26 protein-coding genes and 1 riboswitch are annotated in these 24,659 nt (G+C 72.1%); of the genes, 11 read left to right on the top strand and 15 right to left on the bottom strand.

The annotated features are described in order from the left end of the window. From hisG to ACQUQD_RS33965, 7 genes are all read right to left on the bottom strand, one after another. Complete coding sequence (gene hisG / locus ACQUQD_RS33995) at window positions 1-858, bottom strand: ATP phosphoribosyltransferase (RefSeq protein ID WP_428956012.1); 858 nt, start codon at window positions 856-858, stop codon at window positions 1-3. A gap of 53 nt (window positions 859-911) precedes the next feature. Further along, window positions 912-1,184, bottom strand: coding sequence for a phosphoribosyl-ATP diphosphatase (locus ACQUQD_RS33990; RefSeq protein ID WP_018534786.1), 273 nt, complete (start codon window positions 1,182-1,184; stop codon window positions 912-914). A gap of 34 nt (window positions 1,185-1,218) precedes the next feature. Further along, a complete protein-coding gene (ribH, locus tag ACQUQD_RS33985) occupies window positions 1,219-1,704 on the bottom strand; it encodes a 6,7-dimethyl-8-ribityllumazine synthase (RefSeq protein ID WP_428956011.1) in 486 nt (161 codons plus the stop codon). 52 nt (window positions 1,705-1,756) lie between these two features. After that, window positions 1,757-3,043, bottom strand: a complete 1,287-nt coding sequence (locus ACQUQD_RS33980) for a bifunctional 3,4-dihydroxy-2-butanone-4-phosphate synthase/GTP cyclohydrolase II (RefSeq protein ID WP_428956010.1) — start codon at window positions 3,041-3,043, stop codon at window positions 1,757-1,759. Continuing rightward, window positions 3,040-3,690, bottom strand: a complete 651-nt coding sequence (locus tag ACQUQD_RS33975) for a nicotinamide mononucleotide transporter family protein (RefSeq protein WP_428956009.1) — start codon at window positions 3,688-3,690, stop codon at window positions 3,040-3,042. The genes ACQUQD_RS33980 and ACQUQD_RS33975 overlap by 4 nt, the downstream gene beginning before the upstream one ends. Beyond that, complete coding sequence (locus ACQUQD_RS33970) at window positions 3,687-4,301, bottom strand: riboflavin synthase (RefSeq protein WP_428956008.1); 615 nt, start codon at window positions 4,299-4,301, stop codon at window positions 3,687-3,689. Before ACQUQD_RS33970 ends, ACQUQD_RS33975 begins: the two co-directional genes overlap by 4 nt. A gap of 165 nt (window positions 4,302-4,466) precedes the next feature. Beyond that, a riboswitch (FMN riboswitch) is annotated at window positions 4,467-4,597 on the bottom strand. A gap of 122 nt (window positions 4,598-4,719) precedes the next feature. Further along, window positions 4,720-5,919, bottom strand: a complete 1,200-nt coding sequence (locus tag ACQUQD_RS33965; protein ID WP_428956007.1) for an ROK family transcriptional regulator — start codon at window positions 5,917-5,919, stop codon at window positions 4,720-4,722. A gap of 103 nt (window positions 5,920-6,022) precedes the next feature. On the opposite strand from ACQUQD_RS33965, the gene ACQUQD_RS33960 reads away from it, so the two are divergent. Further along, complete coding sequence (locus ACQUQD_RS33960; protein ID WP_428956006.1) at window positions 6,023-7,225, top strand: MFS transporter; 1,203 nt, start codon at window positions 6,023-6,025, stop codon at window positions 7,223-7,225. 24 nt (window positions 7,226-7,249) lie between these two features. Here ACQUQD_RS33960 and ACQUQD_RS33955 read toward each other — a convergent pair whose 3' ends face one another. After that, window positions 7,250-8,521 carry an alginate lyase family protein gene (locus ACQUQD_RS33955; RefSeq protein ID WP_428956005.1) on the bottom strand — a complete coding sequence of 424 codons (1,272 nt, stop codon included), beginning with the start codon at window positions 8,519-8,521 and terminating at the stop codon, window positions 7,250-7,252. A gap of 193 nt (window positions 8,522-8,714) precedes the next feature. Here ACQUQD_RS33955 and ACQUQD_RS33950 point away from each other — a divergent pair, with 193 nt between their 5' ends. Then, window positions 8,715-10,136, top strand: a complete 1,422-nt coding sequence (locus tag ACQUQD_RS33950) for a uracil-xanthine permease family protein (RefSeq protein ID WP_428956004.1) — start codon at window positions 8,715-8,717, stop codon at window positions 10,134-10,136. Here ACQUQD_RS33950 and ACQUQD_RS33945 read toward each other — a convergent pair. Then, window positions 10,118-11,323, bottom strand: coding sequence for a glycoside hydrolase family 6 protein (locus ACQUQD_RS33945; protein WP_428956003.1), 1,206 nt, complete (start codon window positions 11,321-11,323; stop codon window positions 10,118-10,120). The genes ACQUQD_RS33950 and ACQUQD_RS33945 overlap by 19 nt on opposite strands. 117 nt (window positions 11,324-11,440) lie before the next feature. On the opposite strand from ACQUQD_RS33945, the gene ACQUQD_RS33940 reads away from it, so the two are divergent. Both ACQUQD_RS33940 and ACQUQD_RS33935 read left to right on the top strand, forming a co-directional pair. After that, window positions 11,441-12,154 (top strand): DUF5995 family protein, encoded by a 714-nt coding sequence (locus ACQUQD_RS33940; protein WP_428956002.1) that lies wholly within the window; start codon window positions 11,441-11,443, stop codon window positions 12,152-12,154. 89 nt (window positions 12,155-12,243) lie between these two features. Then, complete coding sequence (locus tag ACQUQD_RS33935) at window positions 12,244-13,173, top strand: LLM class F420-dependent oxidoreductase (RefSeq protein ID WP_428956001.1); 930 nt, start codon at window positions 12,244-12,246, stop codon at window positions 13,171-13,173. Between the two features lie 50 nt (window positions 13,174-13,223). On the opposite strand, the gene ACQUQD_RS33930 is transcribed toward ACQUQD_RS33935, so the two are convergent. From ACQUQD_RS33930 to ACQUQD_RS33920, 3 genes are all read right to left on the bottom strand, one after another. After that, window positions 13,224-14,927, bottom strand: coding sequence for a flavin monoamine oxidase family protein (locus ACQUQD_RS33930; protein WP_428956000.1), 1,704 nt, complete (start codon window positions 14,925-14,927; stop codon window positions 13,224-13,226). A 259-nt stretch (window positions 14,928-15,186) separates the two neighbouring features. Further along, window positions 15,187-15,639, bottom strand: a complete 453-nt coding sequence (locus tag ACQUQD_RS33925; RefSeq protein WP_428955999.1) for an Lrp/AsnC family transcriptional regulator — start codon at window positions 15,637-15,639, stop codon at window positions 15,187-15,189. A gap of 10 nt (window positions 15,640-15,649) precedes the next feature. Further along, on the bottom strand, window positions 15,650-17,131 hold the full coding sequence (locus ACQUQD_RS33920) for an amino acid permease (RefSeq protein WP_428955998.1): 1,482 nt from the start codon (window positions 17,129-17,131) through the stop codon (window positions 15,650-15,652). A 446-nt stretch (window positions 17,132-17,577) separates the two neighbouring features. On the opposite strand from ACQUQD_RS33920, the gene ACQUQD_RS33915 reads away from it, so the two are divergent. The 7 genes from ACQUQD_RS33915 to ACQUQD_RS33885 are packed head-to-tail and all read left to right on the top strand — an operon-like array spanning window position 17,578 to window position 22,311. Further along, entirely contained in the window at window positions 17,578-18,462 is an 885-nt protein-coding gene (locus tag ACQUQD_RS33915) for an STAS domain-containing protein (protein ID WP_428955997.1), read from the top strand. Further along, window positions 18,459-18,860, top strand: coding sequence for an STAS domain-containing protein (locus ACQUQD_RS33910; RefSeq protein ID WP_428955996.1), 402 nt, complete (start codon window positions 18,459-18,461; stop codon window positions 18,858-18,860). The genes ACQUQD_RS33915 and ACQUQD_RS33910 overlap by 4 nt, the downstream gene beginning before the upstream one ends. 16 nt (window positions 18,861-18,876) lie before the next feature. Continuing rightward, window positions 18,877-19,302 carry an ATP-binding protein gene (locus ACQUQD_RS33905; RefSeq protein ID WP_428957721.1) on the top strand — a complete coding sequence of 142 codons (426 nt, stop codon included), beginning with the start codon at window positions 18,877-18,879 and terminating at the stop codon, window positions 19,300-19,302. Then, on the top strand, window positions 19,299-20,312 hold the full coding sequence (locus tag ACQUQD_RS33900; RefSeq protein WP_428955995.1) for an ATP-binding protein: 1,014 nt from the start codon (window positions 19,299-19,301) through the stop codon (window positions 20,310-20,312). The genes ACQUQD_RS33905 and ACQUQD_RS33900 overlap by 4 nt, the downstream gene beginning before the upstream one ends. Next, window positions 20,309-21,547: a PP2C family protein-serine/threonine phosphatase gene (locus tag ACQUQD_RS33895; RefSeq protein ID WP_428955994.1), complete on the top strand. Its 1,239-nt coding sequence runs from the start codon at window positions 20,309-20,311 to the stop codon at window positions 21,545-21,547. The genes ACQUQD_RS33900 and ACQUQD_RS33895 overlap by 4 nt, the downstream gene beginning before the upstream one ends. After that, the gene (locus tag ACQUQD_RS33890; protein WP_428955993.1) at window positions 21,544-21,936 is read left to right on the top strand and encodes an STAS domain-containing protein; all 393 of its coding nucleotides are present in this window, start codon (window positions 21,544-21,546) and stop codon (window positions 21,934-21,936) included. Before ACQUQD_RS33895 ends, ACQUQD_RS33890 begins: the two co-directional genes overlap by 4 nt. A gap of 9 nt (window positions 21,937-21,945) precedes the next feature. Then, window positions 21,946-22,311: an ATP-binding protein gene (locus tag ACQUQD_RS33885; RefSeq protein WP_428955992.1), complete on the top strand. Its 366-nt coding sequence runs from the start codon at window positions 21,946-21,948 to the stop codon at window positions 22,309-22,311. Between the two features lie 33 nt (window positions 22,312-22,344). Here ACQUQD_RS33885 and ACQUQD_RS33880 read toward each other — a convergent pair whose 3' ends face one another. From ACQUQD_RS33880 to ACQUQD_RS33870, 3 genes are all read right to left on the bottom strand, one after another. Next, entirely contained in the window at window positions 22,345-23,787 is a 1,443-nt protein-coding gene (locus ACQUQD_RS33880) for a GuaB1 family IMP dehydrogenase-related protein (protein ID WP_428955991.1), read from the bottom strand. Between the two features lie 138 nt (window positions 23,788-23,925). Continuing rightward, window positions 23,926-24,246, bottom strand: coding sequence for a barstar family protein (locus ACQUQD_RS33875; RefSeq protein WP_428955990.1), 321 nt, complete (start codon window positions 24,244-24,246; stop codon window positions 23,926-23,928). Beyond that, window positions 24,243-24,632: a ribonuclease domain-containing protein gene (locus ACQUQD_RS33870; protein ID WP_428955989.1), complete on the bottom strand. Its 390-nt coding sequence runs from the start codon at window positions 24,630-24,632 to the stop codon at window positions 24,243-24,245. Before ACQUQD_RS33870 ends, ACQUQD_RS33875 begins: the two co-directional genes overlap by 4 nt. Between the last annotated feature and the right edge of the window lie 27 nt (window positions 24,633-24,659).

Below are 24,659 nucleotides of genomic sequence, written 5' to 3'. Positions count from 1 at the left end.
TCAGAGGCGGCAGGCGTGGATGGCCGTGGTGAGGATGGCCCGTGCGCCCAGGGCGTACAGGTCGTCCATGATGCGCTGCGCGTCCTTGGCGGGGACCATGGCGCGCACGGCGACCCAGCCCTCGTTGTGCAGGGGGGAGACGGTCGGCGACTCGAGGCCCGGGGTGAGGGCGACGGCCTTCTCCAGGTGCTCGGCGCGGCAGTCGTAGTCCATCATCACGTACGTCCGGGCGACGAGGACGCCCTGGAGCCGCCGCAGGAACTGCTGCACCTTGGGCTCGGCGGCCTCGTCGGTGTCGGCGCCCTTGCGGCGGATGACGCAGGCCTCGGACTTCATGATCGGGTCGCCGAACACCTCGAGGCCGGCGTTGCGCAGCGAGGTGCCGGTCTCCACGACGTCCGCGATGGCCTCGGCGACCCCGAGCTCGATGGCGGTCTCGACGGCGCCGTCGAGGTGCACGACGGAGGCGTCCACGCCGTGCTCGGCGAGGTACTTGCCGACGATGCCCTCGTACGACGTGGCGATCGTCTTCCCGGCGAGGTCGGCGAGGTCCTTGACGGCGCCGGGCCGGGAGGCGAAGCGGAAGGTGGAGCGGGCGAAGCCGAGCGGCAGGATCGCCTCGGCGTTGGCCCCGGAGTCGATCAGCAGGTCCTGGCCGGTGAGGCCGATGTCGAGCTTGCCGGAGGACACGTAGATCGCGATGTCCTTGGGGCGCAGGTAGAAGAACTCGACCTCGTTGTCCGGGTCGACGGTGACGAGTTCCTTGGACTCCTTGCGCTGCCGGTATCCGGCCTCATGGAGCATCGCCGACGCAGGTCCGGACAGTGAACCCTTGTTGGGGACGGCGATGCGCAGCATGAGGTCGGATTCCTTTGCGTGGTGAGGGAGTTGAGAGAACTGACGGGGTCGGCTCAGAGATGGGCGTACACGTCGTCGAGGGAGATGCCGCGGGCGACCATCATCACCTGGACGTGGTACAGCAGCTGCGAGATCTCCTCGGCGGCGGCTTCCTTGCCCTCGTACTCGGCCGCCATCCAGACTTCGGCGGCCTCCTCGACGACCTTCTTGCCGATGGCATGGACGCCCTTGCCGACCAGCTCTGCGGTGCGGGAAGTGGCGGGGTCGCCGGTGGCGGCCTTCTGCTGGAGCTCGGTGAAGAGCTCCTCGAACGTCTTATTGGACATGGTGGTCCCTACTTTACGCGTCTGCCCGGGCCCCTTAACGCCAGGGTTCCGCGACCGTACGCAGCGTGGTCGCGGTGGCGACGGCCGCGGTGACCGCTTCGTGCCCCTTGTCCTCGCGGGAGCCCTCGATGCCCGCGCGGTCCAGGGCCTGCTCCTCGGTGTCGCAGGTCAGTACGCCGAAGCCGACGGGGACGCCGGTGTCGATGGAGACCTGGGTGAGGCCCTGGGTGACGCCCTGGCACACGTACTCGAAGTGCGGGGTGCCGCCGCGGATGACGACGCCGAGCGCGACGATCGCGTCGTAGCCGCGGCCGGCGAGGACCTTGGCGACGACCGGCAGTTCGAAGCTGCCGGGGACGCGCAGCACGGTGGGCTCGCTGATGCCCAGCTCGTTCAGGGCGCGCAGGGCGCCGTCGACGAGTCCGTCCATGACCTTCTCGTGCCACTGGGCCGCGATGACGGCCACCCGCAGGTCGCCGCAGTTCTTCACGCTCAGTTCGGGTGCACCCTTGCCGCTCACGCGCTTCTCCTCGTAGTACGTACGTAGACAGATAAGTGGACGGTGTTGCTCGTTACTGGCCGCAGGTGGACGACTTGGGGGCGTCCAGCCAGGGCAGGTCGTGGCCCATCCGGTCCCGCTTGGTGCGCAGGTAGCGGAGGTTGTGCTCGCCCGCCGTGACCGGCATCGGTTCGCGGGCGGTGACGGTCAGGCCGTGCCGGGTGAGGGCGTCGGTCTTCTCGGGGTTGTTGGTCATCAGGCGCACGCCGCGCACCCCCAGGTCGTCGAGGATCTGGGCACCGGCCGCGTAGTCGCGGGCGTCGGCGGGCAGGCCGAGTTCCAGGTTGGCGTCGAGGGTGTCGCGGCCCTGTTCCTGGAGCTCGTAGGCGCGCAGCTTGGACAGCAGTCCGATGCCGCGGCCCTCGTGGCCGCGCAGGTAGACGACGACGCCCCGCCCGTTCTCGACGATGCGGCGCATGGACTCCTCCAGCTGAGGGCCGCAGTCGCAGCGCAGCGAGTGGAAGACGTCGCCGGTCAGGCACTCGGAGTGGATGCGGGCGAGGACGTTCTCGCCGTCGCCGATCTCGCCGTGGACGAGGGCGACGTGCTCGACGCCGTCGACCGTGGAGCGGTAGCCGTACGCCGTGAACTCGCCGAAGGCGGTGGGGAGTTGGACGGTGGCTTCGCGCTTGACCGTGGGCTCGGCGCTCTTGCGGTACGCGATCAGGTCCTCGATGGAGATGATCGTCAGGCCGTGCTTGCGGGCGAACGGGATCAGCTCGGGCAGCCGCAGCATGACGCCGTCCTCGCCGGCGATCTCGACGATGGCGCCGGCCGGGCGCAGGCCCGCGAGGCGGGCGAGGTCGACGGCGGCCTCGGTGTGTCCGTTGCGGACGAGGACGCCGCCGGGCTTGGCGCGCAGCGGGAAGATGTGGCCGGGCCGGACGAAGTCGCCCGCCTCGGCTGTGCCGGAGGCGAGGAGGCGGAGCGTGGTGGCGCGGTCGGCGGCCGAGATGCCCGTGGTGACGCCGTGCGCGCCGGAGGCGTCGACGGAGACGGTGAAGGCGGTCTTCATCGACTCGGTGTTGTTGCCGACCATCTGCGGCAGGTCGAGCCGCTCCAGTTCGTCGCTCTCCATGGGTGCGCAGATCAGGCCGCGGCATTCGCTCATCATGAAGGCGACGATCTCGGGGGTGATCATCTCGGCGGCGACGACGAGGTCGCCCTCGTTCTCCCGGTCCTCGTCGTCGACGACCACGACGGGGCGGCCGGCGGCGATGTCGCGGACGGCCTGCTCGACCGGGTCGAGGCTCAGGTCGGTGTCCGCGGGGACCTCGTAGAGGTGGGCTGCCGTGCTCATGCGTGGGCTCCTTCGAGCGCAGGGGCGGTGGCCGTGGCCGCGCGGGACCGCAGCCACCAGTCGCGCATGCCCCACAGGACGAGCGCGCCGTAGATGACGTAGACGAAGCCGGAGAAGGCGAAGCCGTTGGCGAAGTTCAGCGGGACGCCGACCGCGTCGACCAGGAGCCAGGCGAACCAGAACTCGACCATGCCGCGCGCCTGGGCGTACATGGCGACGACCGTGCCGACGAAGATGTACGCGTCCGGCCACGGGTCCCAGGACAACGTCGGGTACGCGGTGAACAGGCCGCCCACGGCGAGCGTGCCGACGGCGGCGGCGCCGATCAGGATCCCGCGCTCGCGCCAGGTGGCGAAGCGGACGGCGATGGAGCCGTCCTGTGCCTGGCCCTTGCCGCGGTTCCACTGCCACCAGCCGAACAGGGCGACGACGATGACGACGAGCTGCTTGCCCGCGCTGCCCGAGAGGTGGGCGGTGGCGAAGGCGGTGAGCAGGATGGCGCCGGAGATCAGCTGGGCGGGCCAGGTCCATATGGAGCGGCGCCAGCCGAGCGCGAGGGCGATGAGGCCGATGGTGTTGCCGATCATGTCGGACCAGAGGATGTGCTGGCCGAAGATCGTGAAGGCTTCGGAGTTGAGCCAGTTCACTTGGTGCCCCCCTGGGCGCTTCCCCGGTCGCCGAGCATGCGCTCGACGTACTTCGCGATGACGTCGACCTCGAGGTTGACCGGGTCGCCGGGCTGCTTGAGGCCGAGCGTGGTCAGGTCGAGGGTGGTGGGGATGAGGCTGATGGTGAAGTAGTCGGCGCCGGCCTCGACGACGGTCAGGCTGACCCCGTCGACGGTGATGGAGCCCTTCTCGACGACGTACCGGGCGAGTTCCGCGGGCAGTGAGACCTTGACGATCTCCCAGTGCTCGGAGGGCAGGCGCTCGATGATCGTGCCGGTGCCGTCGACGTGTCCCTGCACGATGTGCCCGCCGAAGCGGCCGTCGGCCACCATCGGGCGTTCGAGGTTGACACGGGAGCCCGTGGCCAGCGCGCCGAGGCTGGAACGCTTGAGGGTCTCGGCCATCACGTCCGCGGTGAACGAGTCGGCGTCGTGCTCGACGACCGTGAGACAGACACCGTTGACCGCGATGGAGTCACCGTGCTTGGCGCCTTCGGTGACGACGGGGCCGCGGACGCGGAAGCGGGAGGCGTCATCGAGGTTCTCGACGGCCGTGATCTCGCCCAGCTCTTCGACGATTCCGGTGAACACTTCCCGGGTCCTCCCTCTTGGGGCACAGACTCCGGGGCACTGTCGTACGACGACGACAGAACGTACGGGCAAGGACACCGGGGACGACGCCGAAGGGCGGGACCGGCCACCTACGGTGGACGGCACCCGGAACAGCCGGCGACGCGCACACGGGGTGCCCGCCCGCCGCGCACTGCCTCCCATCCGGACTTTAACCGTCGGTCCAGGAATTTCACCTGGTCAACCGGCCACTGGAAGTGACCGGGTCGCGGACTGTAACCGCCGGTTCGGACTTTCACCGACCCCGGAGTGCGCTGCTTCTGGTACACGGCCAGTGTGCCACGTCCGGTCGATGTGCATGCATGCGTTTGTTGTGGGGTGACTCACAGGTCGTGTCGATGGTTTTCGGTCGCGCGGGGGAATACGGGGAATGCGTCGCTCACCGAGGTGACAGTGACACCCCGGGCGCGTCCGCGCCCGGTCCGAACACGTCCTCCTGCGCCGCTTCCCGCGCCATCAGCAGCGCCCCGCGCAGCACCGCGCCGCCGCCGAGCGCCCCGGCCCTGACCTCCGTCGCGAGCGGCGACATCCGGGCAAGCCGCTCCGCGACCCGTCGCGCCAGCACGTCGCCGCCCGCCCGGCCGACCTCACCGGCCAGCACGACGCACCCGGGGTCGAGCACCGCCACCACGGCGGCGGCGCCCAGCACCACGCGGTCGGCGAGGGCGTCCAGGAACGCGTGCGCGCCGCCGGCCACGGCGTCGCGCACCACACCGGCCGCCCGCTCGACCGGTTCGCCGGGGCCCACGAGCCCGTGCGCGGCGGCGAGTTCGAGGATCGCGGCCGCGCCGGCCAGCGAGTGGAAGCCGCCCTCGCACCCCGTGGCGGAGGGCACTCCGGCCGTGCCCGGAACCGGCAGGAACCCGACCTCCCCCGTCCCGCCGGAGGCACCGCGCCGCAGCCGCCCGTCCAGGACGACCGCGGCGCCGATGCCGAGTCCGAGCCAGAGCAGCACGAACGTGTCCCGGTCCCGGGTGGCCCCGTCGCGCTGCTCGGCGAGGGCCGCGAGGTTCGTCTCGTTCTCCACCAGCACGTGCGCGGGGAGCCGTTCCTGGAGGACGGCGACCAGGCGCCGGTGCCACTCGGGCAGCCCCGAGGAGTCCCGCAGCTCCCCCGAGGCCGGGTCGATCAGGCCGGGGGCGCCCACGCCCACGGTGTGCAGCCGTTCGGCGCCGGCCTCCTTCGCCGTACGTTCCAGCAGGGCGACCGCCCGCTCGACGGCGGCCCCCGTCGCCTCGCCCGCCTCGACGGGCAGGGCCGCCTCCGCGAGCACGGAGCCCAGCAGATCGGCGACGACGAGCCGCACGCCCTCGGTGCGCACGTCGAGGGCGCCGAGGTGGGCGCGGTCGGCGACGATCCCGTACAGCCGGGCGTTCGGACCGCGGCGCTGGGCCCCCGCCTCCCCGACGACCGCGACGAGCCCGGAGTCGGTGAGCCGCTCGACCAGGTCGGCGACGGTGGGCCGGGACAGACCGGTGCGGTCCTTCAACTGCCCCGCGGTCAGCGGGCCTTCCTCTTGGAGGAAGCGCAGCGCGAGCCGGTCGTTGATGGCTCGGGCGGTCCTCGGTGATGCGGGCATGGCCGGATCCTACGCCGAAACCGCTTAACTATCAGGCAGGGTTCCTGATAGTTTACGGCGGCCATGGGGACGCGCATGGGGAGACAGTGGGAGGGGCCGCCGGATGAGCGAAGTGACGTACGCGTTGGGGGAGTTGAAGCGGGCGCGCTATGCGGTCGCGACCGTGTTCGGCATCCACGGGGCGGTGACCGGCTCCTTCGCGACCCGTGTCCCGTGGATCCAGGACCACGCGGGCGTGAGCGCGGGCCAGCTCGGCCTCGCGCTCGCCTTCCCCGCGATCGGCGCCTCGGTGGCGATGCCGCTGGCGGGCAGCGTGAGCCACCGGTTCGGCGCGCGGACGGCGCTGCGCGGGCTGCTCGCCCTGTGGACGCTGGCCCTGGTCCTGCCCTCGCTCGCCCCGAATCTGGTCACGCTCTGCGCGGTGCTCTTCGTCTACGGCGCCACGGCCGGCATGTCGGACGTGGCGATGAACGCGCTCGGGGTGGAGATCGAGACCCGCCTCGACAAGTCGATCATGTCGGGCCTGCACGGCATGTGGAGCGTGGGAGCGCTCGTCGGCTCGGCGGGCGGCACGCTCGCCGCGCACCTCGGGGCGGACGCCCGGCTGCACCATCTGCTGGCCGCGGCAGTCCTCACCACGGGCGGGCTCGTCGCGTGCCGCTGGGTGCTCGACCTGCGCCCGGCCGAGGACGAGGAGGCGCCGCCGCGGTTCACGCTGCCGCCGAAGTCGGCGCTGCTGATCGGCGCGGTCGGGTTCTGCGCCGTCTTCGCCGAGGGAGCGAGCCTGGACTGGTCGGCGGTGTACCTGCGGGACATCCTCGACACCTCGGCGGGTCTCGCGGCCGCCTGCACCACGGCGTTCACGCTCACCATGGCCGTGGCCCGGATCGCCGGCGACGCCGTGGTGGACCGGTTCGGCGCGGTGCGCACCGTGCGGGTGGGCGGCGTCGTGGCCACGCTCGGCGCGCTGCTCGTGGTCGTGGCCCCGCACCCGGCCGTCGCCATGGGCGGATTCGGCCTGCTCGGCCTCGGCATCGCGGTCGTCGTGCCGCTCGCCTTCGCCGCGGCCGGGCGCAGCGGTCCGAACCCGAGCCAGGCCATCGCGGGCGTCGCGACGATCACGTACACCTCGGGCCTGATCGCGCCGTCGGCGATCGGCACGGTCGCGGACGCGACGAGCCTGGTGGTGTCGTTCGGTCTGGTGACGGCGCTGACCTGCGGGCTGATGCTGTTCGCCGGCGTCCTGCGCGGCGCCGACCGCACGCCGGTGGCCGCGCCGGACGCGTCCGTGGCCCGCACGAACTGACCACGGGCCGACCGGGATCACGGCTCAGCCCGCGATCGAGTCCAGTTGCTCGGCCGCGGGCCGCAGCGCCCACAGATCGCCGCCGGGCGGCGTCTCCAGCTCCGGGACGGCCCGGCGGGCGGCCGGGTCCCCCGCGTCGGCCGCCGCGTGCACGACGTCGCTCGCCGCGAAGCGGTGGAACTCCAGCTCCGGGTGGGGCCAGGCGGTCTGCCCCGTCGCCGCGGGCAGCAGATACTCCACGGCCTTGAACAGGCTCTGCCCATCGGGGCCTTGATGCGCCCACAGATCGACGCCGACCTGCCGTCCGACGGCGGCGAGCCGCGTGTAGGCGACCAGGTCGAAGGTCGAGTAGTGCCAGCTGCGGGTGCGCGCGAGCTCCTGGGGCTGGGTGCCGTCGCCCGCGATCTGGGAGTCGATGCGCCCGGCGCGGGCGTCGAGGACGGTGCGGCGCGCCAGGTCCGTGTCGCCGGTCGCGTACGCGAGGGCGGCGACCTGCAGGTCGTAGAACGTGCCGTGGTTGTTGTCGGCGGCGCCCTCCGCCTTGCCGAAGTCGCCGTTCACGAGCCAGTCGAGAAAGGCCTTGTTCCACTCGCCCATGCCCGCGCGGTCGGACCGCGACCAGCCGGGGGCGCCGGTGGCGAGGAGGGCAACGGCGTCGACCACGCTCGTGTACGACTGCGAGAAGTCGATGATGCCGACGGCGCGGCCGTCGTACATGCACGGGATGAACTGGGCGTGGTTCAGGTTCGGGGTCATCTTCGTGTCCGCGTCGAGGAACCAGGTGCGCAGGACCTGCCCGGCCTTCACGGCGTACTGCTTCTTGCCCGTGTAGTACCAGGCGAGGGCGAGCTCGTACGTGGAGTCGAAGACCTTCTCGACGTCCTGGCGGTCGGTGCCGGTGTCGACCTCGGGATTGCGCTGCCCGTGGGGCTGCACGTACGGGCAGCCCCACGGGTTGTCGCCGGTCGGCTCCTGGGAGGGCCACCAGTACGGGGCCTGGCTCAGATAGTCGTGGACGTCGCCGCCCGGTGCGGGCCTCGGCTTGTCGACGACGGTCCACGGGCCCTGGTCCAGCCAGGCGTCGGCGCGTGCCGCCAGGTCCCGTACGGAGCGCTGGAGCCGCGGGTCGCCGTGGGCGAGGCGGAGCCTGGTCTGCTGGAGGCGCTCGCCGTCGAGGACGGCCGTCCGCGGGGCGGCTTCGCGGGCGGCGGCGTCGGCGGCCGGGACCAGCACGGCGGCGAAGGTGGCGGCGGCCGCGAGGAGGGCGCCGAGACGTATCCGGGGTCTTGCACGCATCACACGACTCCATCCAGACATATACCTGAACGATGTTCACGGATAAGGCCGTGCGAGCGTAGACCTCCGGCGCCCCGCCAACAAGAACCCCCGCAAGCCCCTCGTGAACCAGGGCAAGAACCACGGCAAGAAGTCGCACTTACGTCGCATTAGCATGAGGCGATCATTTCGAGCCACAGAAAGCGGAACTCACATGGACCTCGGCGTGCGCTGGAAACTGCACGGCGACGGGCGCACCCCGGCCCCCGGTGCCGTCGTCCGCCCCGACGAGCGGCTGTCGTGGCCGCGCACGATCGGACTCGGCGCCCAGCACGTGGTCGCCATGTTCGGCGCGTCCTTCGTCGCGCCGGTCCTGATGGGGCTCGACCCGAACCTCGCGATCATGATGTCCGGCGTCGCGACGGTGATCTTCCTGCTCGCGACGCGCGGCCGGGTCCCCAGCTATCTGGGCTGTTCGCTCTCCTTCGTGGGCGTCGCGGCCGTGATCCGGGCGTCGGGCGGCACCAGTGCCACGGTCACCGGCGCCGTCTTCGTCGTCGGTGTCGTGCTGTTCCTGGTCGGCCTCGCGGTGCAGAGGTTCGGGGCGCGGATCATCCACGCCACGATGCCGCCGGTCGTCACCGGCGCGGTCGTCATGCTGATCGGCTTCAACCTGGCCCCGGTCACGGCCTCCACCTACTGGCCGACCGACCAGTGGACCGCACTGCTCGTGATGCTGTTCACCGGTTTGGCCGTGGTGTGCCTGCGCGGTTTCTGGTCGCGTATCGCGATCTTCCTCGGACTGATCTTCGGCTACGGCATCTCCTGGGTCTTCGACCGGATCTTCGGCCGGATCCACTCGGCGAACGGCGGCGGCGAGGCCGTCGACCACTGGCGTCTGGACCTGTCCGGCGTCGGCACGGCGGACTGGATCGGCCTGCCGTCCTTCCACGCCCCGTCCTTCCAGTGGTCGGCGATCCTCGTCGCGCTGCCGGTGGTCATCGCCCTGATCGCCGAGAACGCCGGGCACGTCAAGGCCGTCGGCGAGATGACCGGCGACAACCTCGACGCCAAGCTCGGCACCGCGATCTCGGCGGACGGCGCCGCGTCGATGCTCTCCACCGCGGTCGGCGGCCCGCCCAACACCACGTACTCCGAGAACATCGGCGTCATGGCCGCGACCCGGGTCTACTCGACGGCGGCCTACTGGGCCGCGGCCGGTTTCGCGCTCCTGTTCGGCCTGTGCCCGAAGTTCGGCGCGATCGTCGCGGCCATCCCCGGCGGTGTGCTCGGCGGCATCACCGTCATCCTCTACGGCATGATCGGCCTGCTCGGCGCGCAGATCTGGATCAACGCCAAGGTGGATCTGCGCAACCCGCTGAACCTGGTGCCGGCCGCCGCGGGCATCATCATCGGCGTCGGCAACGTCTCCCTGAAGTTCACCGACACCTTCTCCCTCAGCGGTATCGCCCTCGGCACGATCGTCGTGATCACCGGCTACCACGCACTGCGCGCGATGGCCCCCGCCCACCTCAAGTCGCAGGAGCCGCTGCTCGATTCGGGCACGTCGACGTACGACAAGGACGCGGCGCAGAAGAAGAACGAGCGGCAGGACGGTCAGTCGGCCAGCTCGTAGGCGTAGTCGGGGGTGAACGTGCCCGCCGCGCCCTTGCAGCCGTCGGACTCGCCCGGCAGTTTCACCCACAGGTAGGCGTCGATCCCGGACCGCCCGGTCCGCAGGGTCGGCGCCTGCCCCAGTTTCCGGCCGTCCGGGTCGCACCAGGCGCCGTCCGCCGGGGCGCCGTTGCCGTTGCGGCTGGTGTCGATGACGGCGCCGAGTCCGCTCGGCCCGCCCAGGGCCGCCAGAACGGCGCGGGCGTACCCGATCTCGTCCGAGGTCCGGTTGAAGTTCGACACGTTGGTGAAGACGCCGTCGGACGAGGCGGCCGACGCCGCGCCCGCCTGCCGCAGCCGCGCGGCCTGGGTGGCCGCCGGGTTCCATGCGGAGTGCCCGGCGTCGTAGTAGATCCGCGCCCGCGGATTCGCGGCCTTCATGACCCGGCCGGCGCGCGCCAACGCCGCGTACCGATCGGCCCGTTGGTCCTCGCTGAGGCACTCCGTCTGCGACAGGGCGTCCGGCTCCAGGATCACCAGGACCTCGCCGGATCCGAGCCCGGCCGCGAACCGGTCGATCCAGTCGTCGTACGCGCCCATGTCCGGGGCCCCGCCGTCGGAGGCGCCGCCGCAGTCCCGCTCGGGTATCGCGTAGGGCACGACCACCGGGACCTGACCGGCGCTCCTCGCCCCGGAGGTCACCGCGCGGACCCGGGACGTGATGGTGTCCGGCGTGAAGTCGGCGAACCAGACGGCGGCGGGCCGGTCCGCGATCCGCGACTCGATGAGGGGGCGGCGCGGATCGGACCGGTGGGCCCGCACCCAGTCCAGGACCTGAGAGTCGCCGTGCCGGTACAGCCCCGTCGGAGCGGGGGCCGAGGTCGCGGGCGCCGCGCTCGACGGCTTCGGCCGGGCGGGCGCCGAACTCCTGGGGCTCGGCCTCGGCGAACTCCTCGTCGGTGACGGTGACGTCACGGTCGGACTCGGTACCGCGGGCAGCGGCTGAAGACTCGGTGCCTCGCTGATCGTGGGCCGCGCCTCGTCGCCGCCGTCCGGGGCGCTGTCGAACGCGGACACCAGGCCCGTGACCGTCCCGACGGCCACCACGGCCGACGCCGCCGCCACCATCGCGCCCCGCCCGCGCCGGCCCGCCGCACGCCGTCGTGCCGCCCGCCGCTCGGCGAGCCGCCGCGCACGTAATCCTGACACCGCGCCGTCCCCTCCTCCCGCTCCTCCCGCACTCCCCCGGCCCGGCCGTTCGCTCGTTCTGGGGAAGCCCCCGGCCAGCCGACACCCGCGTCACCCTACGGCTGCGACCCTTCGTCCATGGCGCAGTTGGAACGGATCGCACGGGCCCAGGTCCCCGCCCACGGGATCGACGACGTGATCGCGCGGATGCGCGCGCTCGCCGCCGGTCTGCCGCCCCGGGACGGTGTCGCCGTCTTCAACCGCGTCTATCTCTCCGTCACGGAGGCGGTCGGCCGGGCCGTCGGCAGAGGCGGCACGGGCGGCTTCCCGGACCCGGCCGCCGCGATCACGCTGGACGTCCGCTTCGCCGAGCGCTACCTCACGGCCGTCGACGCGGCGTCCCACGGGGACCCCGGCCCCGCCTGCTGGCGCCCGCTCCTGCAGTTCCGCCGTCATCCCGGCGTACGCCCCCTGCAGTTCGCCCTCGCGGGCATCAATGCGCACATCGGCCACGATCTGGCGCTGGCCGTGGTGGACGCCTGTCGTACGCTCGGCTGCGAACCGGCCGCACTGGAGGACGAGTTCGAGCGCGTGGGCGACATCCTCGTGACGCTGGAGGAGCACATCCGCGAAGAGCTGATGCCGGGGCCCGACCTCCTCCAGGTCGCCGATCCGCTCACCCATCTGCTCGGCTCGTGGAGCCTGGAGCGGGCCCGCGACGGGGCGTGGGCGGCGGCCCGGGCCCTGTGGGCGCTGGGCGAACTCCCGGGCCTGGCAGCCGAGTTCACCCAGCGTCTCGACACCTCGGTGGGTCTGGTGGGCCGCATGCTGCTCACTCCGCTCCCCGACTGAGATCCGTCCGGCCGGTCCCGGAACTCCCCGACGATCTCGGCGCGTTGAACCGTGCGACACCCGATGCGCACGCGACGAAGGAGCACGGTATGGCGACCCGACTCGGCCTCGGCCTCCCGCAGATGAAGCAGTACGACATCGGCCGCGACATCCCGGACGTGGCGCGCGCCGCGGAGGCGACGGGGTACGAGAGCCTGTGGGTGTTCGAGCGGATCCTGTTCCCGGAGCCCGCCCGGCAGGGGCTCTACGGGGTCCCGGGCCTGCCCTGGCCGGAGCAGTACCGGTCGGTCGCCGACCCGCTGGTCTCGCTCACGCTCGCCGCGGCGGCCACGTCCCGGGCCCGGCTCGGCACGAGTGTGCTGGTGGCGCCGCTGCACGTCCCCTTCCAGCTGGCCCGCTCCCTGGCGTCGTTGGACGCGGCGAGCGGCGGCCGCGTCGTCGCGGGGCTCGGCACCGGCTGGTCGCACGACGAGTACGCCGCGGCGTCGGTGGCCCCCTTCGAGCGGCGCGGCAAGGTCCTCGACGAGCTGCTCGACGTGTGCCGCGCGGTGTGGGGCCCGGACCCGGTGGCGTACGAGGGTGAGCTGACGACCATCGCCCCGTCCGTCGTCGGCCCCAAGCCGGCCGGGCCGCTCCCGATCCTGCTGCCCGCGAACAGCCCGAAGGCCGCGCGCCGCCTGGTCGACCGGGCGGACGGCTGGATGCCCGGCGCGGCGGGGGCCGAGGAGCTGAAGCAGCAGTGGGCGGATCTCCAGGCTCTCGCGAAGGAGCGCGGCCGCACCGCCCCGCTGCAGAGCGTGCTCCGGGTGAACACGCTGTACACGCCCGAGGCGTACACGGGCGACGACCGCAGGCCGTTCCAGGGCAGCGCGGACCAGATCATCGAGGATCTGGCCGCGCACGACGAGGTCGGCCTGGAGGAGATCCTCATCGACATCCAGGGCAACCTCCGCGACGCCGAGGAACTGAAGGACCTCGCGGCGGAGATCTACGAGAAGGCCCGGGCCGCGGGGATCTAGGACCTGTAGTGCCGGGCCCCGGGCCCTCGACGAGATCCGCCGGCCAGTCCCTAGTCCTCGGGCAGCTCGACCGGGGCGATCTCGTCGTAGACGTCGCCGGGGCCCGGGTTGGTCGTGTCGGTGGCGCCGCCCAGATGGTGCATGACGCCCCAGACGGCGTTGAGCGCGGTCTGCACGGCGCCCTCGGCCCAGCCGGCCGTCCAGGAGATGTCGTCGCCGGCGAGGAAGATGCCGCGCCGGTCCGCGGGCAGCCGGTCCTGCATGAAGTGCGTGAACAGGCGGCGCTGGTAGCGGTAGTGGCCCGGCAGGTTGGCCTTGAAGGCGCCCATGAAGTAGGGCTCGTTCTCCCAGGACACGGTGACCGGGTTGCCGATGATGTGCTTGCGGATGTCGACCTTGGGATAGATCTCGCCGAGCGACTTCAGCATGACTTCGAGCCGCTCGTTGGCCGACAGCGGGAGCCACTTCAGGCTGTCGTCGCACCACGTGTAGGAGAGGCAGATGACGGCGGGCTTGTCGGGCCCGTCGTCCAGCAGGTAGGTGCCGCGCGTCATCCGGTCGGTGAGCGTCATCGACATGGCGTCGCGGCCGGTCTGCTCGTCCTTGTCCAGCCAGAACGGCCGGTCGACCGGCACGAACAGCTTGCTGGACTCCATGTAGTGGGTCCGCTCGATCGCCGTCCAGTGGTCGATCGGGAACAGCGCGTCGTCGCACGCCACCTTCGACAGCAGCATCCACGACTGGGCGGTGAAGATCGCGGTCTTGTACGTGCGGATGTCTCCGTCCGCGTCGGTGACCGTGATGTGGTTCCCGGCGGTGCGCGCGAGCCGCGTCACCGCGGGCCGCGGCGTGCGGTCCTCGTGGAGCGAGGCGAGCGAGGTCCCGTACGCCCAGTGCACGATCTTCTCGGGCTCCCGCTCCCACAGCCGCAGGGGCAGCTGCTGCGAGCCGCCGACGATGCCGCGGTGGTGGTCGTCGGCCTCGGTGTAGACGACGCGCAGGATCTCCAGGATCGAGTTCGGGAAGTCGGTGTCCCAGCCGCCCGTGCCGAAGCCGACCTGCCCGAAGATCTCCCGATGCCGGAAGGACTTGAAGGCCTCGGAGTCGCACAGGAAACCGTAGAAGGTCTGGTTGTCGAGCTTCTCGACGAGCTGCGACCAGATCTCCCGGATGCGCGGCACGTCCCGCTCGCGCATCGCCTGGTTCATGTCGGTGAAGTCGGCGCCCTCCTCCAGACAGGCGTTCCACGCGGCGGCGACGTCGCGGTAGACCTGCGGCAGGTCGTCGATCGTCTCGGCGTAGTGCGACTCGCCCTTGAGGTCGACGACGGTCGAAGGGGTCGCCGGGGAGAGCGGGTTGGGGAACGCCCGGGTCTCGAGGCCCACCAGGTCGATGTAGTGCTGCAGGGCCGTCGACGACGGCGGGAAGCGCATCGCGCCCATCTCGGCGCTCAGCCCGGCCGCGTCCGGCGGCGTCCCCTCGAAGCCGACCGTGCGCAGCCGGCCGCCGATCCGGTCGGCCTCGTACACGACGGGCTTGAGGCCCATCTTCATCAGCTCGTACGCGGCGACGATGCCGGACAGGCCACCGCCGATGACCGCGACCTCGGTGCCGTGCTCGGTCGCCGGTATCTGGCCGAGGCCCGCCGGGTGGGCGAGGAAGTCGTCGTACGCGTACGGGAAGTCCGGTCCGAACATGGTGATCGGCGGCTGCGCGTCGGTGTGCTGGACGGCGGTGGGCACCGTGGACGTCATGGGGCGCGGACTCCTTGCGGATACGGGCAGGACGGCACGAACCCCGGAAGGCACCGGGAGCGCGTACATGCGGAGGAGGGGACCGAGAAGGCCAGAACGACGGTACGTTTCGGCGGGTCGACGGGACAAGACGGGACCGTTGCGCGTCAGCGTGCGTTTTGTTGCGCGTGGGGCGGCCGGAGCGGCGATTCGTTGCGCGTACGCGAGGGCCCCCGCCGCATGGGTCCGGCGGGGGCCGAGAGGCGGCGAAACCCCTAGGTCAGGCGGGTGAGCCCGAGGTGAAGCGGCGCATCAGCGGGGAGAGCACGAGCACGGACCTCGTCCGCTCGACGAACGGCTCCCCCGCGATCCGCTCCAGGACCCGCTCGAAGTGCCGCATGTCGGAGGCGAAGACCTGGACCAGCGCGTCCGCGTCCCCGGTGACGGTGGAGGCGGCCGCGACCTCGGGGTACCGCTCCAGGCCGCGCCGGATCGCGTCCGGCGAGGTGTTGCGGCGGCAGTAGATCTCGATGAATCCCTCGGTCTCCCAGCCGAGCGCGGCCGGGTCGACCCGCACGGTGAACCCGGTGATCGCCCCGGTGGCCCGCAGCCGGTCCACGCGCCGCTTCACGGCGGGCGCGGACAGGCCGACGAGCTGGCCGATGTCGGCGTAGGAGCGCCGGGCGTCCTCGGCGAGGGCGTGCACGATGCGTTCGTCGAGATCGTTCAGCAAGGCAGGCGGTTCACTTCTGTGCTTCTGCGGCTTCCGCGGGGGCGGCGAGACGGGAGCGACGCATCCCGTAGCAGAAGTAGAACACGAGCCCGACGGCCATCCAGGCACCGAAGACGATCCAGGTGATGACGGACAGACTGCCCATCATCCAGACGCACAGCGCGAAGCCGATGACCGGCAGGAGCGGCGACAGCGGCACCCGGAACGTGCGCGGCATGTCCGGGCGGGTCCGGCGCAGCACGATCACCGCGATGTTGACCAGGGCGAAGGCGAAGAGCGTGCCGATGCTGGTGGCGTCGGCGAGCTGGCCCAGCGGGATCGCGGCGGCGAGCACACCGCAGAACAGGGACACGATGACGGTGTTGGCGCGCGGCGCCCCGGTCTTCGGGTGGACCTTCGAGAACACCTTGGGCACGAGTCCGTCCCGGGACATCGCGAACAGGACGCGGGTCTGCCCGTAGAGCACGGTGAGCACGACGGACGCGATGGCGATGACGGCGCCGGCGGCGAGCAGCGTCGCCCAGAACGACTGGCCCGTCACGTCCTTCATGATCCCGGCGAGCGCGGCCTCCGAGTCGCTGAACTGCTGCCACGGCCGGGCCCCGACGGCGACCGCCGCGACGAGGACGTACAGCGCGGTGACGATGACGAGGGACAGCATGATGGCGCGCGGCAGGTCGCGCTGCGGGTTCTTCGCCTCCTCACCGGCCGTGGAGGCGGCGTCGAAGCCGATGTACGAGAAGAAGAGCGTGGCACCGGCGGCGCTGACGCCCGCCATGCCGAGCGGCATGAAGTGCTCGTAGTTGCCGGACTGGAAACCCTTGAGGCCGATCGCGCAGAAGAGCAGCAGCGACACGATCTTCACGACGACCATGATCGTGTTGGCGCGGGCCGACTCCCTGGCGCCGCCCAGCAGGAACACCATGGCGAGCAGCACCACGATGAGGGCGGGCAGGTTGAAGACGCCGCCGTCGCCGGGCGGCGCGGACAGGACGTCCGGGATGGTGACACCGATGGTGCCGTCGAGGAGCTCGTTGAGGTACTCGCCCCAGCCGACGGCGACGGCCGCGACGGACACCCCGTACTCCAGGACCAGACACCAGCCGCACACCCAGGCGATCAGCTCGCCCATCGTTGCGTATGCGTACGAGTAGGAGGACCCGGCGACCGGGATGGAGCCGGCCAGCTCGGCGTACGACAGGGCCGAGAACAGGGCCGTCAGTCCGGCGATCACGAACGACAGCGTGACGGCGGGGCCGGCCTTGGGGACCGCCTCGCCGAGGACGACGAAGATGCCGGTGCCGAGCGTGGCGCCGATGCTGATCATGGTCAGCTGCCAGAGTCCGAGCGAGCGCCGCAGGGTGCCGCCCTCACCCTGGCCGCCCTCCGCGACCAGGCGTTCCACCGGCTTGCGCCGCATCAGACGGGCGCCGAGGCCCGCGGGTGCGGTCTCGACGTGCGGGGTGCGCGGGGATGCGCCGTGATCGAGCACGGACTGGCTCCTTCATCGCTGCCGGTCGGGGGACGGCCGCGGCGTGGGGGCGCGCGGCGGTCGAACCCGGTCGAACTCCGACCGGGGACCGCCGAGCAGGCCGTCCCCCGCCGTGCCACGTACAGCGGACGACTCTAGAGGACTCGACTTCCCGGCTGTAATGCAGCAACCTTGCGCACCGGCGCATGATCGTTGCGCGGATCCCGGTCACGCGCGCGTTCGTTGCGACGTCCGTTTCGTCTGTTGCGTTCAGCGTGTTCGGTGTCACATTCCCCGCCGGGGAGTGAACCCGTCGATCGTGGGTAGTCGCTAAAGCCGTCCCGCCCGTCGGCCGTGTGCCGGCCGGGCGGGACGGCTGCGCGTCAACACGGCTTGAGGCGGTGGGGGTTCGAGGCGTGCATCATGTGCAGGACGTACGTGACCGGAGACCGGTATGAGAGGGGCTTGTGAGTACCAGCGAGACGGACATCCGCAATCTGCTGCTTGAGGCGCTGCGCGACCAAGAGGGGCAGATCGCCGACCGGTGGACGACGCTCCAGCTGGAGCGGGCCGCGCTCGGCACCGACATGACCGAGGGCGAGCTCCGCGAGGAAGCGGCCCTGCTCATCGACGCCCTCACGGACGCGCTGGCCAGCGACACCCCGGTCGAGCGTCTGGTGACGTCGCACCACAATCTGCGCGCCACGGTGACCCAGTTGTCGCTGCGCAGAGTGCGGGCCGGCGCCACCCCCACCGACACCTCGCTCGCCGTGCTCTCCCTCAAGGAGGCGCTCCTCGCCGCGGTGCAGCACACCACGCGCGACTCGAGCGAGCTGTTCTCCGCGGCCGTGCTGGTCAACCGGATGCTCGACGCCGCGGGCGCCCTCTCCTTCGAGACGTACGTCGAGGGGCGCGACGAGATCATCCAGCGCCAGAGCCGTCAGCTGATGGAACTCTCCACGCCCGTCGTCCGGTTGTGGCGGCACGTGCTGGCCGTCCCGCTGATCGGCACGCTGGACACGGCCCGCACCCAGATCGTCATGGAGTCGCTGCTCCAGGCCATCCAGGACGACGAGGCCAAGATCGCCATCATCGACATCACCGGGGTGCTGACCGTCGACACGGCGGTCGCCCAGCACCTCATGCACACCGTCAACGCGGTCCGCCTGATGGGTGCGGACTGTGTCATCAGCGGGATCCGGCCGCCCATCGCCCAGACCATCGCCCAGTTGGGGATCGACCTGTCCACCATCCTGACCCGCGCGACCCTGGCCGACGCCCTGGCCGACGCGGTGAAACTGACCGACCAGCCCGCCGTCGGCTTCGCCGTGGCCGAGTCGGCACCGCGGTGAACTCCCCTCGCCCCACGGGCGTTCCCATCCTGCGGCTCGGCGACGTCCTCGTGACAGGGCTGCTCAACGAGCTGGACGACCGGTCGGCGGTCGCCTTCACCGACGAGCTGACCGAGCGGATCGCGGCCGACGGCGCGCGCGGTGTGCTCATCGACATCTCCCGTCTGGAGATCATCGACTCGTTCGTGGCCCGTACGCTGATGGAACTGACGACGATGGCCCGCCTGTTGGGCGCCCGCGTCATCGTCGCGGGCATGCGCCCCGCCGTCGCGATCACCCTGGTCGAACTGGGCATCCAGCTCACCGGCGTGGAGACCGCGCTCAACGCCGAACAGGGCCTGACCGCGCTCGGCTGGCAGCGGACCCCGGAGGGGCCTGGCCGTGACCATGTCGGATGAGCGTGCCCCGCACGCGATGCAGCCGGCCACGGACCAGGTGACCGTCCGCCGGGTCTACGAAGTGCGCTCGGAGGACGACCTGCTGACGGTGCGTCATGCCGTGCGCGCGGCCACCGTGGAGTCCGGCTTCGGCCTGGTGGACCAGACCCGGGTGGTGACCGCCGCCAGCGAGCTGGCCCGCAACGCCTACATCCACGGCAAGGGCGGCACGCTGACCGTCGAGCTGCTCAAGCGGCGCGGCGCCGAGGGCATCCGCCTCGTCATCCAGGACGAGGGGCCCGGCATCCCGGACGTCGGCGCCGCGATGACCGACGGCTGGACGACGGGCAGTGGCCTCGGTCACGGCCTGGGCGGCGCCCGGCGGCTGATGGACGCGTTCCACGTCGACACCCGGCCCGGCGCCGGCACGACGGTCACCGTGGTGCGCTGGACGGTGCGATGACGGCCTCCGCCGACATCGCCGTGACGGCGCATGTCGTCGTCGACCACGCCAGCGCCGTGCACCACGCGGCGACGCTGGCGAGGGACGCGGCGCGGGCGGGCGGGCTCGGCGGCACCACCGCCGAGCGGGCCGCGGTGCTCACCAGCGAACTCGCCGGGAATCTGCTGCGGCACGCGGTCGGCGGCGCCGTCTACGTGCAGCGCCACCCCCAGGGCGACGGCCTCGACGTGGTCGCCGTCGACCGGGGCCCCGGCATGGCGAGCCCGGACCGGGCCATGGTCGACGGGTACAGCACCGCGGGGACGCTCGGCTCCGGCATGGGGGCGGCCCGGCGGCTCGCGGACGAGCTGACGCTGCGCACCCTGCCGGGCGTCGGCACGCTGATCTGCGCCCGCTTCCACGCGCCGGGCGCTGCTCCGCCGCGGGCCGACGTCGGCCTGGTCTGCCTGCCGCTGCGCGGCGAGGAGCGGTGCGGGGACAGCGCGGCCGTGGCGGACGCGCCGGGCGGCCGGACGGCGGTCGTCGTGGACGGGCTCGGGCACGGCGCCGAGGCCGCCGAGGCGAGCGCGGCCGCCGTGGGCGTGTTCCGCGAGGGACCGGAGCGGCCCCTGCCGGAGCTGCTCGCGGCGATGGACCGCGCCCTGCGTTCGGGCCGCGGCGCCGCCGTCGGCCTGCTGCGGCTGCGCCCCGGCACGGTGGAGCACTGCGGGATCGGCAACGTACGGCTGCTGCTCGTCGGCCACGACGGCGTCGGCTCCCGGGCCACCGGGCAGCCCGGTGTGGTCGGCTGGAACATGCCGCGCCCGCTGCCGCGTTCGCTGCCCATGCCCGAGGAGTGTGCGGCGGTGCTGCACAGCGACGGCATCGGGGCGCGCTGGGCGGACACGGCCACCCCCTTCCTGCTGGGACTGCCGCCCCGGCTGCTCGCCGCGGCCCTGGGACACGGATATCGTTCGGCGCGCGACGATGCGACCGCCCTGGTCACCGGGGCGGCTAGGAGGAGTTCATGACCGATCGGGCCGCCGCGCCGACGCAGCGCACGACCCATCGCTCCCCGGCCGAACTGCGCACCGCTGTCCGGGCGTTGGCGGCCTCGTTCCGGCTGCCCGCCGAGCTGCGCACCCGGCTGACGATGTCCGTGGCGCGCGTCGCGGAGACCGAGCTGCGGGCGGGGCGGCCCATCACGCTGGAGTCGACGCCCGAACCGGCCGCGTCCGAGCCGACGCTGACGGTACGCCTGCGGGCCCCGCGGGCCCCCTGGACCGTACCGGTCGAGGCGCTGCCGCTGCCCGCGCGGCGCGAGGCGGACACGACGGTGTGGCGGGTGCCGCTGCCCGGCCAGGCGCCCCCGCCGGCCGCCGAGTCGGCCGGGGACTCCCCCGTCGAACTCCTGGAGGAGGAGCTGCGGGTGGCTGTCGCCCGCGCCGACGCCCTGGAGTCGGACCGGCGCAGGCTCACCCATGAGCTGGACGAGACGAACAGCGGAGTCCTCGCCCTGTACGTCCAGTTGGAGGAGCGCGACGAGCAACTGCGCCGCGCCCACGGCCAGATGCTCCGCGAGCTGGAAGACGCGCTGCGCCCCGCGCCGATGAAGGTCGACGGGCTCGAACTGGCCATCCACTACGCGCCCGCGGGTACCGACGCCCCGACCGGCGGCGACCTCTACGACTGGTTCCAGCTGCCCGACGGCACCGTGCACATCACGGTCGTCGACGCCCTGGGCCACGGCCTGACGAGCACCCGCAGCGCGCTCAACGTGACGCACGCCGTCCGCACGCTCGCCCTGGAGGGACACCCTCTGGAGACGATCGTGGCGCGCACCGACGCGATCCTGCTGCCCTACGACCGCGAGCTGATGGCGACCGTCCTGCTGGTCCGCATCGACCCGGTCTCGGGCCGCGTCGACCTCGCCAACGGCAGCCACCCGCCGCCCGTGCTGGTGACCGAGGACGGCACCGCCCGCTTCCTCGAGGTACGCGGCCGGGGCATCGGCTACCCGATGGCCGGCAGCGAACGACTGTGGCACGAGCACCTCGCCCCCGGCGACCTGCTCGTGCTGTACACCGACGGCCTGACCGAGAGCCGTCGCGACCCCTACGAGGGCGAGCGCCGGCTCGTGTCGGCGGCCGTCCGGCACCGGCATCGCCCGACCGACGAAATCCCCGGCGCCCTCGCGGAGGAGATGCACACCGTGATCCTGCACCCGGACGACACGCTCGCCCTGACCGTACGGAGAAGCCGATGACGCACGCGGCACCCGAGTCCATACCCGACGGACCGCACGGCTCGCTGGTCTGCGCCACCACGGACGGCCCCGAGGGGCCGGTCGTCTCGCTCACCGGCGACCTCGACTACGAGACGGCGCCGGAGCTGCTCGCGTCGGTGACGGCGCTCTGCGCACCGGCCGGCACCACCGTGACCCTCGACCTGTCGGGCGTCCGGTTCTTCGACAGTGGCGGCATCAACGTGCTGCTGCGGGCCCGCACCGCGCTCCAGGAGCGGGGCGCCGAGCTGGCCGTGCGCCGTCTCTCCCCCGTCGTCGAGCGGATCTTCCGGATCACCGGCCTCGACACGGTCCTCGTCCCGGGCACGCCGACGGGGCCCGGTGACGGTGAAGATCCGACCGCGGGGTAACAGCTACGCATGGAGATCGTGGTGGACGGTCCCGTCACCGGGACACAGGCCCGGAGCGCCGCTGCCCGGTTCCTCGCCGAGCACTGTCCGTGGGCCGACGCCGACGCGGTGCTGCTCGTGGTGTCGGAGCTGGTCACGAACGCGGCCCGGCACACCGGTGCCCTCGCGCGCCTTCGGCTGCGCGTCGACGCGGGCGGTCTCTCGGTGTCCGTGGAGGACGGTGACCCGCGCCCGCCGGTGCCGCGCGCCCCGGACCTGGGCGGTGGCGGCGGCTTCGGCTGGCACATGGTGGAGCGGCTGGCCGAGCGGCTCGCCGTCCGCCCGGCGCCGGGCGGCAAATGCATAGAGGCGGCGTGGGCGGCGCCGGCGGGGTGACCCCTCCGAGCGCCGCGCACACGGCCCCGGCGGTCAGCTCCAGCTGGCGTGCAGCGGCTTGCCCTCGGCGTAACCGGCGGCGGACTGGATGCCGACGACGGCCTTCTCCTCGAACTCGGCGAGCGAGTTGGCACCGGCGTACGTGCAGGACGAGCGGACGCCCGCGATGATCGAGTCGATCAGGTCCTCGACGCCCGGACGCTGCGGGTCGAGGAACATCCGCGAGGTGGAGATGCCCTCCTCGAACAGCGCCTTGCGGGCGCGGTCGTAGGAGGACTCGTCGGAGGTCCGGTTCTTCACGGCGCGCGCCGACGCCATGCCGAAGGACTCCTTGTAGGCGCGCCCCTGGGCATCGTGCTGCAGGTCGCCCGGGGACTCGTAGGTCCCGGCGAACCACGAACCGATCATCACGTTCGACGCGCCGGCGGCGAGCGCCATGGCGACGTCGCGCGGGTGGCGGACGCCACCGTCGGCCCAGACGTGCTTGCCGTACTTCTTGGCCTCGGCGGCGCACTCCAGGACGGCGGAGAACTGCGGGCGGCCGACGCCGGTCATCATGCGCGTGGTGCACATGGCGCCGGGTCCGACACCGACCTTGATGATGTCCGCGCCGGCCTCGATGAGGTCCTTGACGCCCTCGGCGGCGACGATGTTGCCCGCCACGATCGGGACCTGCGGGTCGAGCGCGCGCACGGTCCTGATCGCGCTGATCATCGACTCCTGGTGGCCGTGGGCCGTGTCGATGACGAGGGTGTCGACGCCCGCGTCCAGCAGCTGCTTGGCCTTGCCCGCCACGTCGCCGTTGATGCCGACGGCGGCGGCGATGCGGAGCTTGCCCTCGGCGTCGGTGGCCGGGGTGTAGAGCGTGGCGCGCAGGGCGCCGGTGCGGGTCAGGATGCCGGCGAGCTTGCCGTCCTTGTCGACCGCGGGGGCGTAGCGGCGGTTGGCGCCGTCCAGCTTGTTGAAGGCGTCGCGCGGGTCGATGTCCGCGTCGAGCAGCAGCAGGTCCTTGGACATGACCTCGGACAGCTGCGTGAAGCGGTCGACACCGGTCAGGTCCTGGTCGGTGACGACACCGACGGGGCGCAGCTCGTCGTCGACGACGACACCGGCGTTGTGCGCGCGCTTGGGCAGCAGAGCCAGGGCGTCGGCGACGGTCTGGGTCGGCGCGAGGACGATCGGGGTGTCGAGCACCAGGTGACGGGTCTTCACCCAGGAGATGACCTCGGTGACGACCTCGATCGGGATGTCCTGGGGAATGACGACGAGTCCGCCGCGGCGGGCCAGCGTCTCGGCCATGCGTCGTCCGGCGATGGCGGTCATGTTGGCGACGACCAGCGGGATCGTGGTGCCCGTGCCGTCCGGCGACGAGAGGTCCACGGCCTGGCGGGAGCCGACGGCGCTCCGGCTCGGCACCATGAAGACGTCGTCGTACGTCAGGTCGTACGCGGGCTTGATGTCATTGAGGAAACGCACGTGCGGACATCCCAGTCGGTAGAAGGGGTCCCCGGGAGGATCCCTCCGGGGCACAAAGCACGTACTTCATTTTCCCATGGGGCCGTCCGATCCGTCTCCGGGCCGAACGTCCCAAGGTCAGGCACCCCGCTTGGATGATCATCCCAGCGCGAGCAGCACGGTGACGGCGGACGCCTGCGCGAAGACCTCCCGCGCGATGTCCCACTGCCCCGGCTGCCGCTCCTCGAACCGCTCCCAGCCGCGGACCACCAGGACAAGGGCGCCCTCAGCCTCGGGCAGCTGTCCCGGGTCGCCCAGGGCGTCGGCGAGGGCGTCCCAGTTCCGCCCGAACCACCCGGGCAGGCCGAGAGCGGCGGCGCAGCGGTCCATGAAGGCCGCCTTGTCCACGATCCCGTCCAGGTCCAGGACGCGCACGGTCCAGTCGGCCGGGGACGCGGGGAGACTGCCCGTCCCGCTCATCGCAGCACCGCCTTGAACGACTCGTAGTGGTCATCGGTGTAGTACGTCTCCCCGCCGCTCCCGGTGACGATGCGCCGGGCCCCGCGGTCGCGCTCGCCCGGGGTGCGCACGGTGTACTCGTGGTAGTAACCGCGCTGGTGGCGGGGCAGCTCCCGCTCGAAGTTCCCGAAGACGCTGCCGTCCTTCTCGTACGGGAAGGGCCCGCCGTCGTCGATGAGCTCCAGTGTGCGTCGCGCCTCGGCGGGCAGCCGGGCCTCCGCCACGGTCGCCATGCCCGCGGCCCAGGCGGGCGTCCCGGTGCGCGTTCCGTCCGAGCCGGCGCACCCGCCGAGCAGCAGGCCGAGACAGCAGACAAGGGCGCCGAGCAGCAGCCGGAGGGAACGCATGGCCACGATGCTGCCACGATCAAGCCC

Origin of the sequence: Streptomyces sp. cg35 (genome assembly GCF_050410835.1) — a bacterium.
GTDB lineage: Bacteria > Actinomycetota > Actinomycetes > Streptomycetales > Streptomycetaceae > Streptomyces.
The sequence above is the reverse complement of the archived record's forward strand: the minus strand, read 5'-3'. Positions and strand labels throughout refer to the sequence as shown.

What these genes read in the sequence shown, in the direction of transcription:
- hisG (WP_428956012.1), bottom strand. Translation starts at nt 858, where the DNA reads ATGCTGCGCATCGCCGTCCCCAACAAGGGTTCACTGTCCGGACCTGCG.
- ACQUQD_RS33990 (WP_018534786.1), bottom strand. Translation starts at nt 1,184, where the DNA reads ATGTCCAATAAGACGTTCGAGGAGCTCTTCACCGAGCTCCAGCAGAAG.
- ACQUQD_RS33980 (WP_428956010.1), bottom strand. Translation starts at nt 3,043, where the DNA reads ATGAGCACGGCAGCCCACCTCTACGAGGTCCCCGCGGACACCGACCTG.
- ACQUQD_RS33965 (WP_428956007.1), bottom strand. Translation starts at nt 5,919, where the DNA reads ATGCCCGCATCACCGAGGACCGCCCGAGCCATCAACGACCGGCTCGCG.
- ACQUQD_RS33960 (WP_428956006.1), top strand. Translation starts at nt 6,023, where the DNA reads ATGAGCGAAGTGACGTACGCGTTGGGGGAGTTGAAGCGGGCGCGCTAT.
- ACQUQD_RS33955 (WP_428956005.1), bottom strand. Translation starts at nt 8,521, where the DNA reads ATGCGTGCAAGACCCCGGATACGTCTCGGCGCCCTCCTCGCGGCCGCC.
- ACQUQD_RS33950 (WP_428956004.1), top strand. Translation starts at nt 8,715, where the DNA reads ATGGACCTCGGCGTGCGCTGGAAACTGCACGGCGACGGGCGCACCCCG.
- ACQUQD_RS33940 (WP_428956002.1), top strand. Translation starts at nt 11,441, where the DNA reads ATGGCGCAGTTGGAACGGATCGCACGGGCCCAGGTCCCCGCCCACGGG.
- ACQUQD_RS33935 (WP_428956001.1), top strand. Translation starts at nt 12,244, where the DNA reads ATGGCGACCCGACTCGGCCTCGGCCTCCCGCAGATGAAGCAGTACGAC.
- ACQUQD_RS33930 (WP_428956000.1), bottom strand. Translation starts at nt 14,927, where the DNA reads ATGACGTCCACGGTGCCCACCGCCGTCCAGCACACCGACGCGCAGCCG.
- ACQUQD_RS33905 (WP_428957721.1), top strand. Translation starts at nt 18,877, where the DNA reads ATGCAGCCGGCCACGGACCAGGTGACCGTCCGCCGGGTCTACGAAGTG.
- ACQUQD_RS33900 (WP_428955995.1), top strand. Translation starts at nt 19,299, where the DNA reads ATGACGGCCTCCGCCGACATCGCCGTGACGGCGCATGTCGTCGTCGAC.
- ACQUQD_RS33895 (WP_428955994.1), top strand. Translation starts at nt 20,309, where the DNA reads ATGACCGATCGGGCCGCCGCGCCGACGCAGCGCACGACCCATCGCTCC.
- ACQUQD_RS33890 (WP_428955993.1), top strand. Translation starts at nt 21,544, where the DNA reads ATGACGCACGCGGCACCCGAGTCCATACCCGACGGACCGCACGGCTCG.
- ACQUQD_RS33885 (WP_428955992.1), top strand. Translation starts at nt 21,946, where the DNA reads ATGGAGATCGTGGTGGACGGTCCCGTCACCGGGACACAGGCCCGGAGC.
- ACQUQD_RS33875 (WP_428955990.1), bottom strand. Translation starts at nt 24,246, where the DNA reads ATGAGCGGGACGGGCAGTCTCCCCGCGTCCCCGGCCGACTGGACCGTG.
- ACQUQD_RS33870 (WP_428955989.1), bottom strand. Translation starts at nt 24,632, where the DNA reads ATGCGTTCCCTCCGGCTGCTGCTCGGCGCCCTTGTCTGCTGTCTCGGC.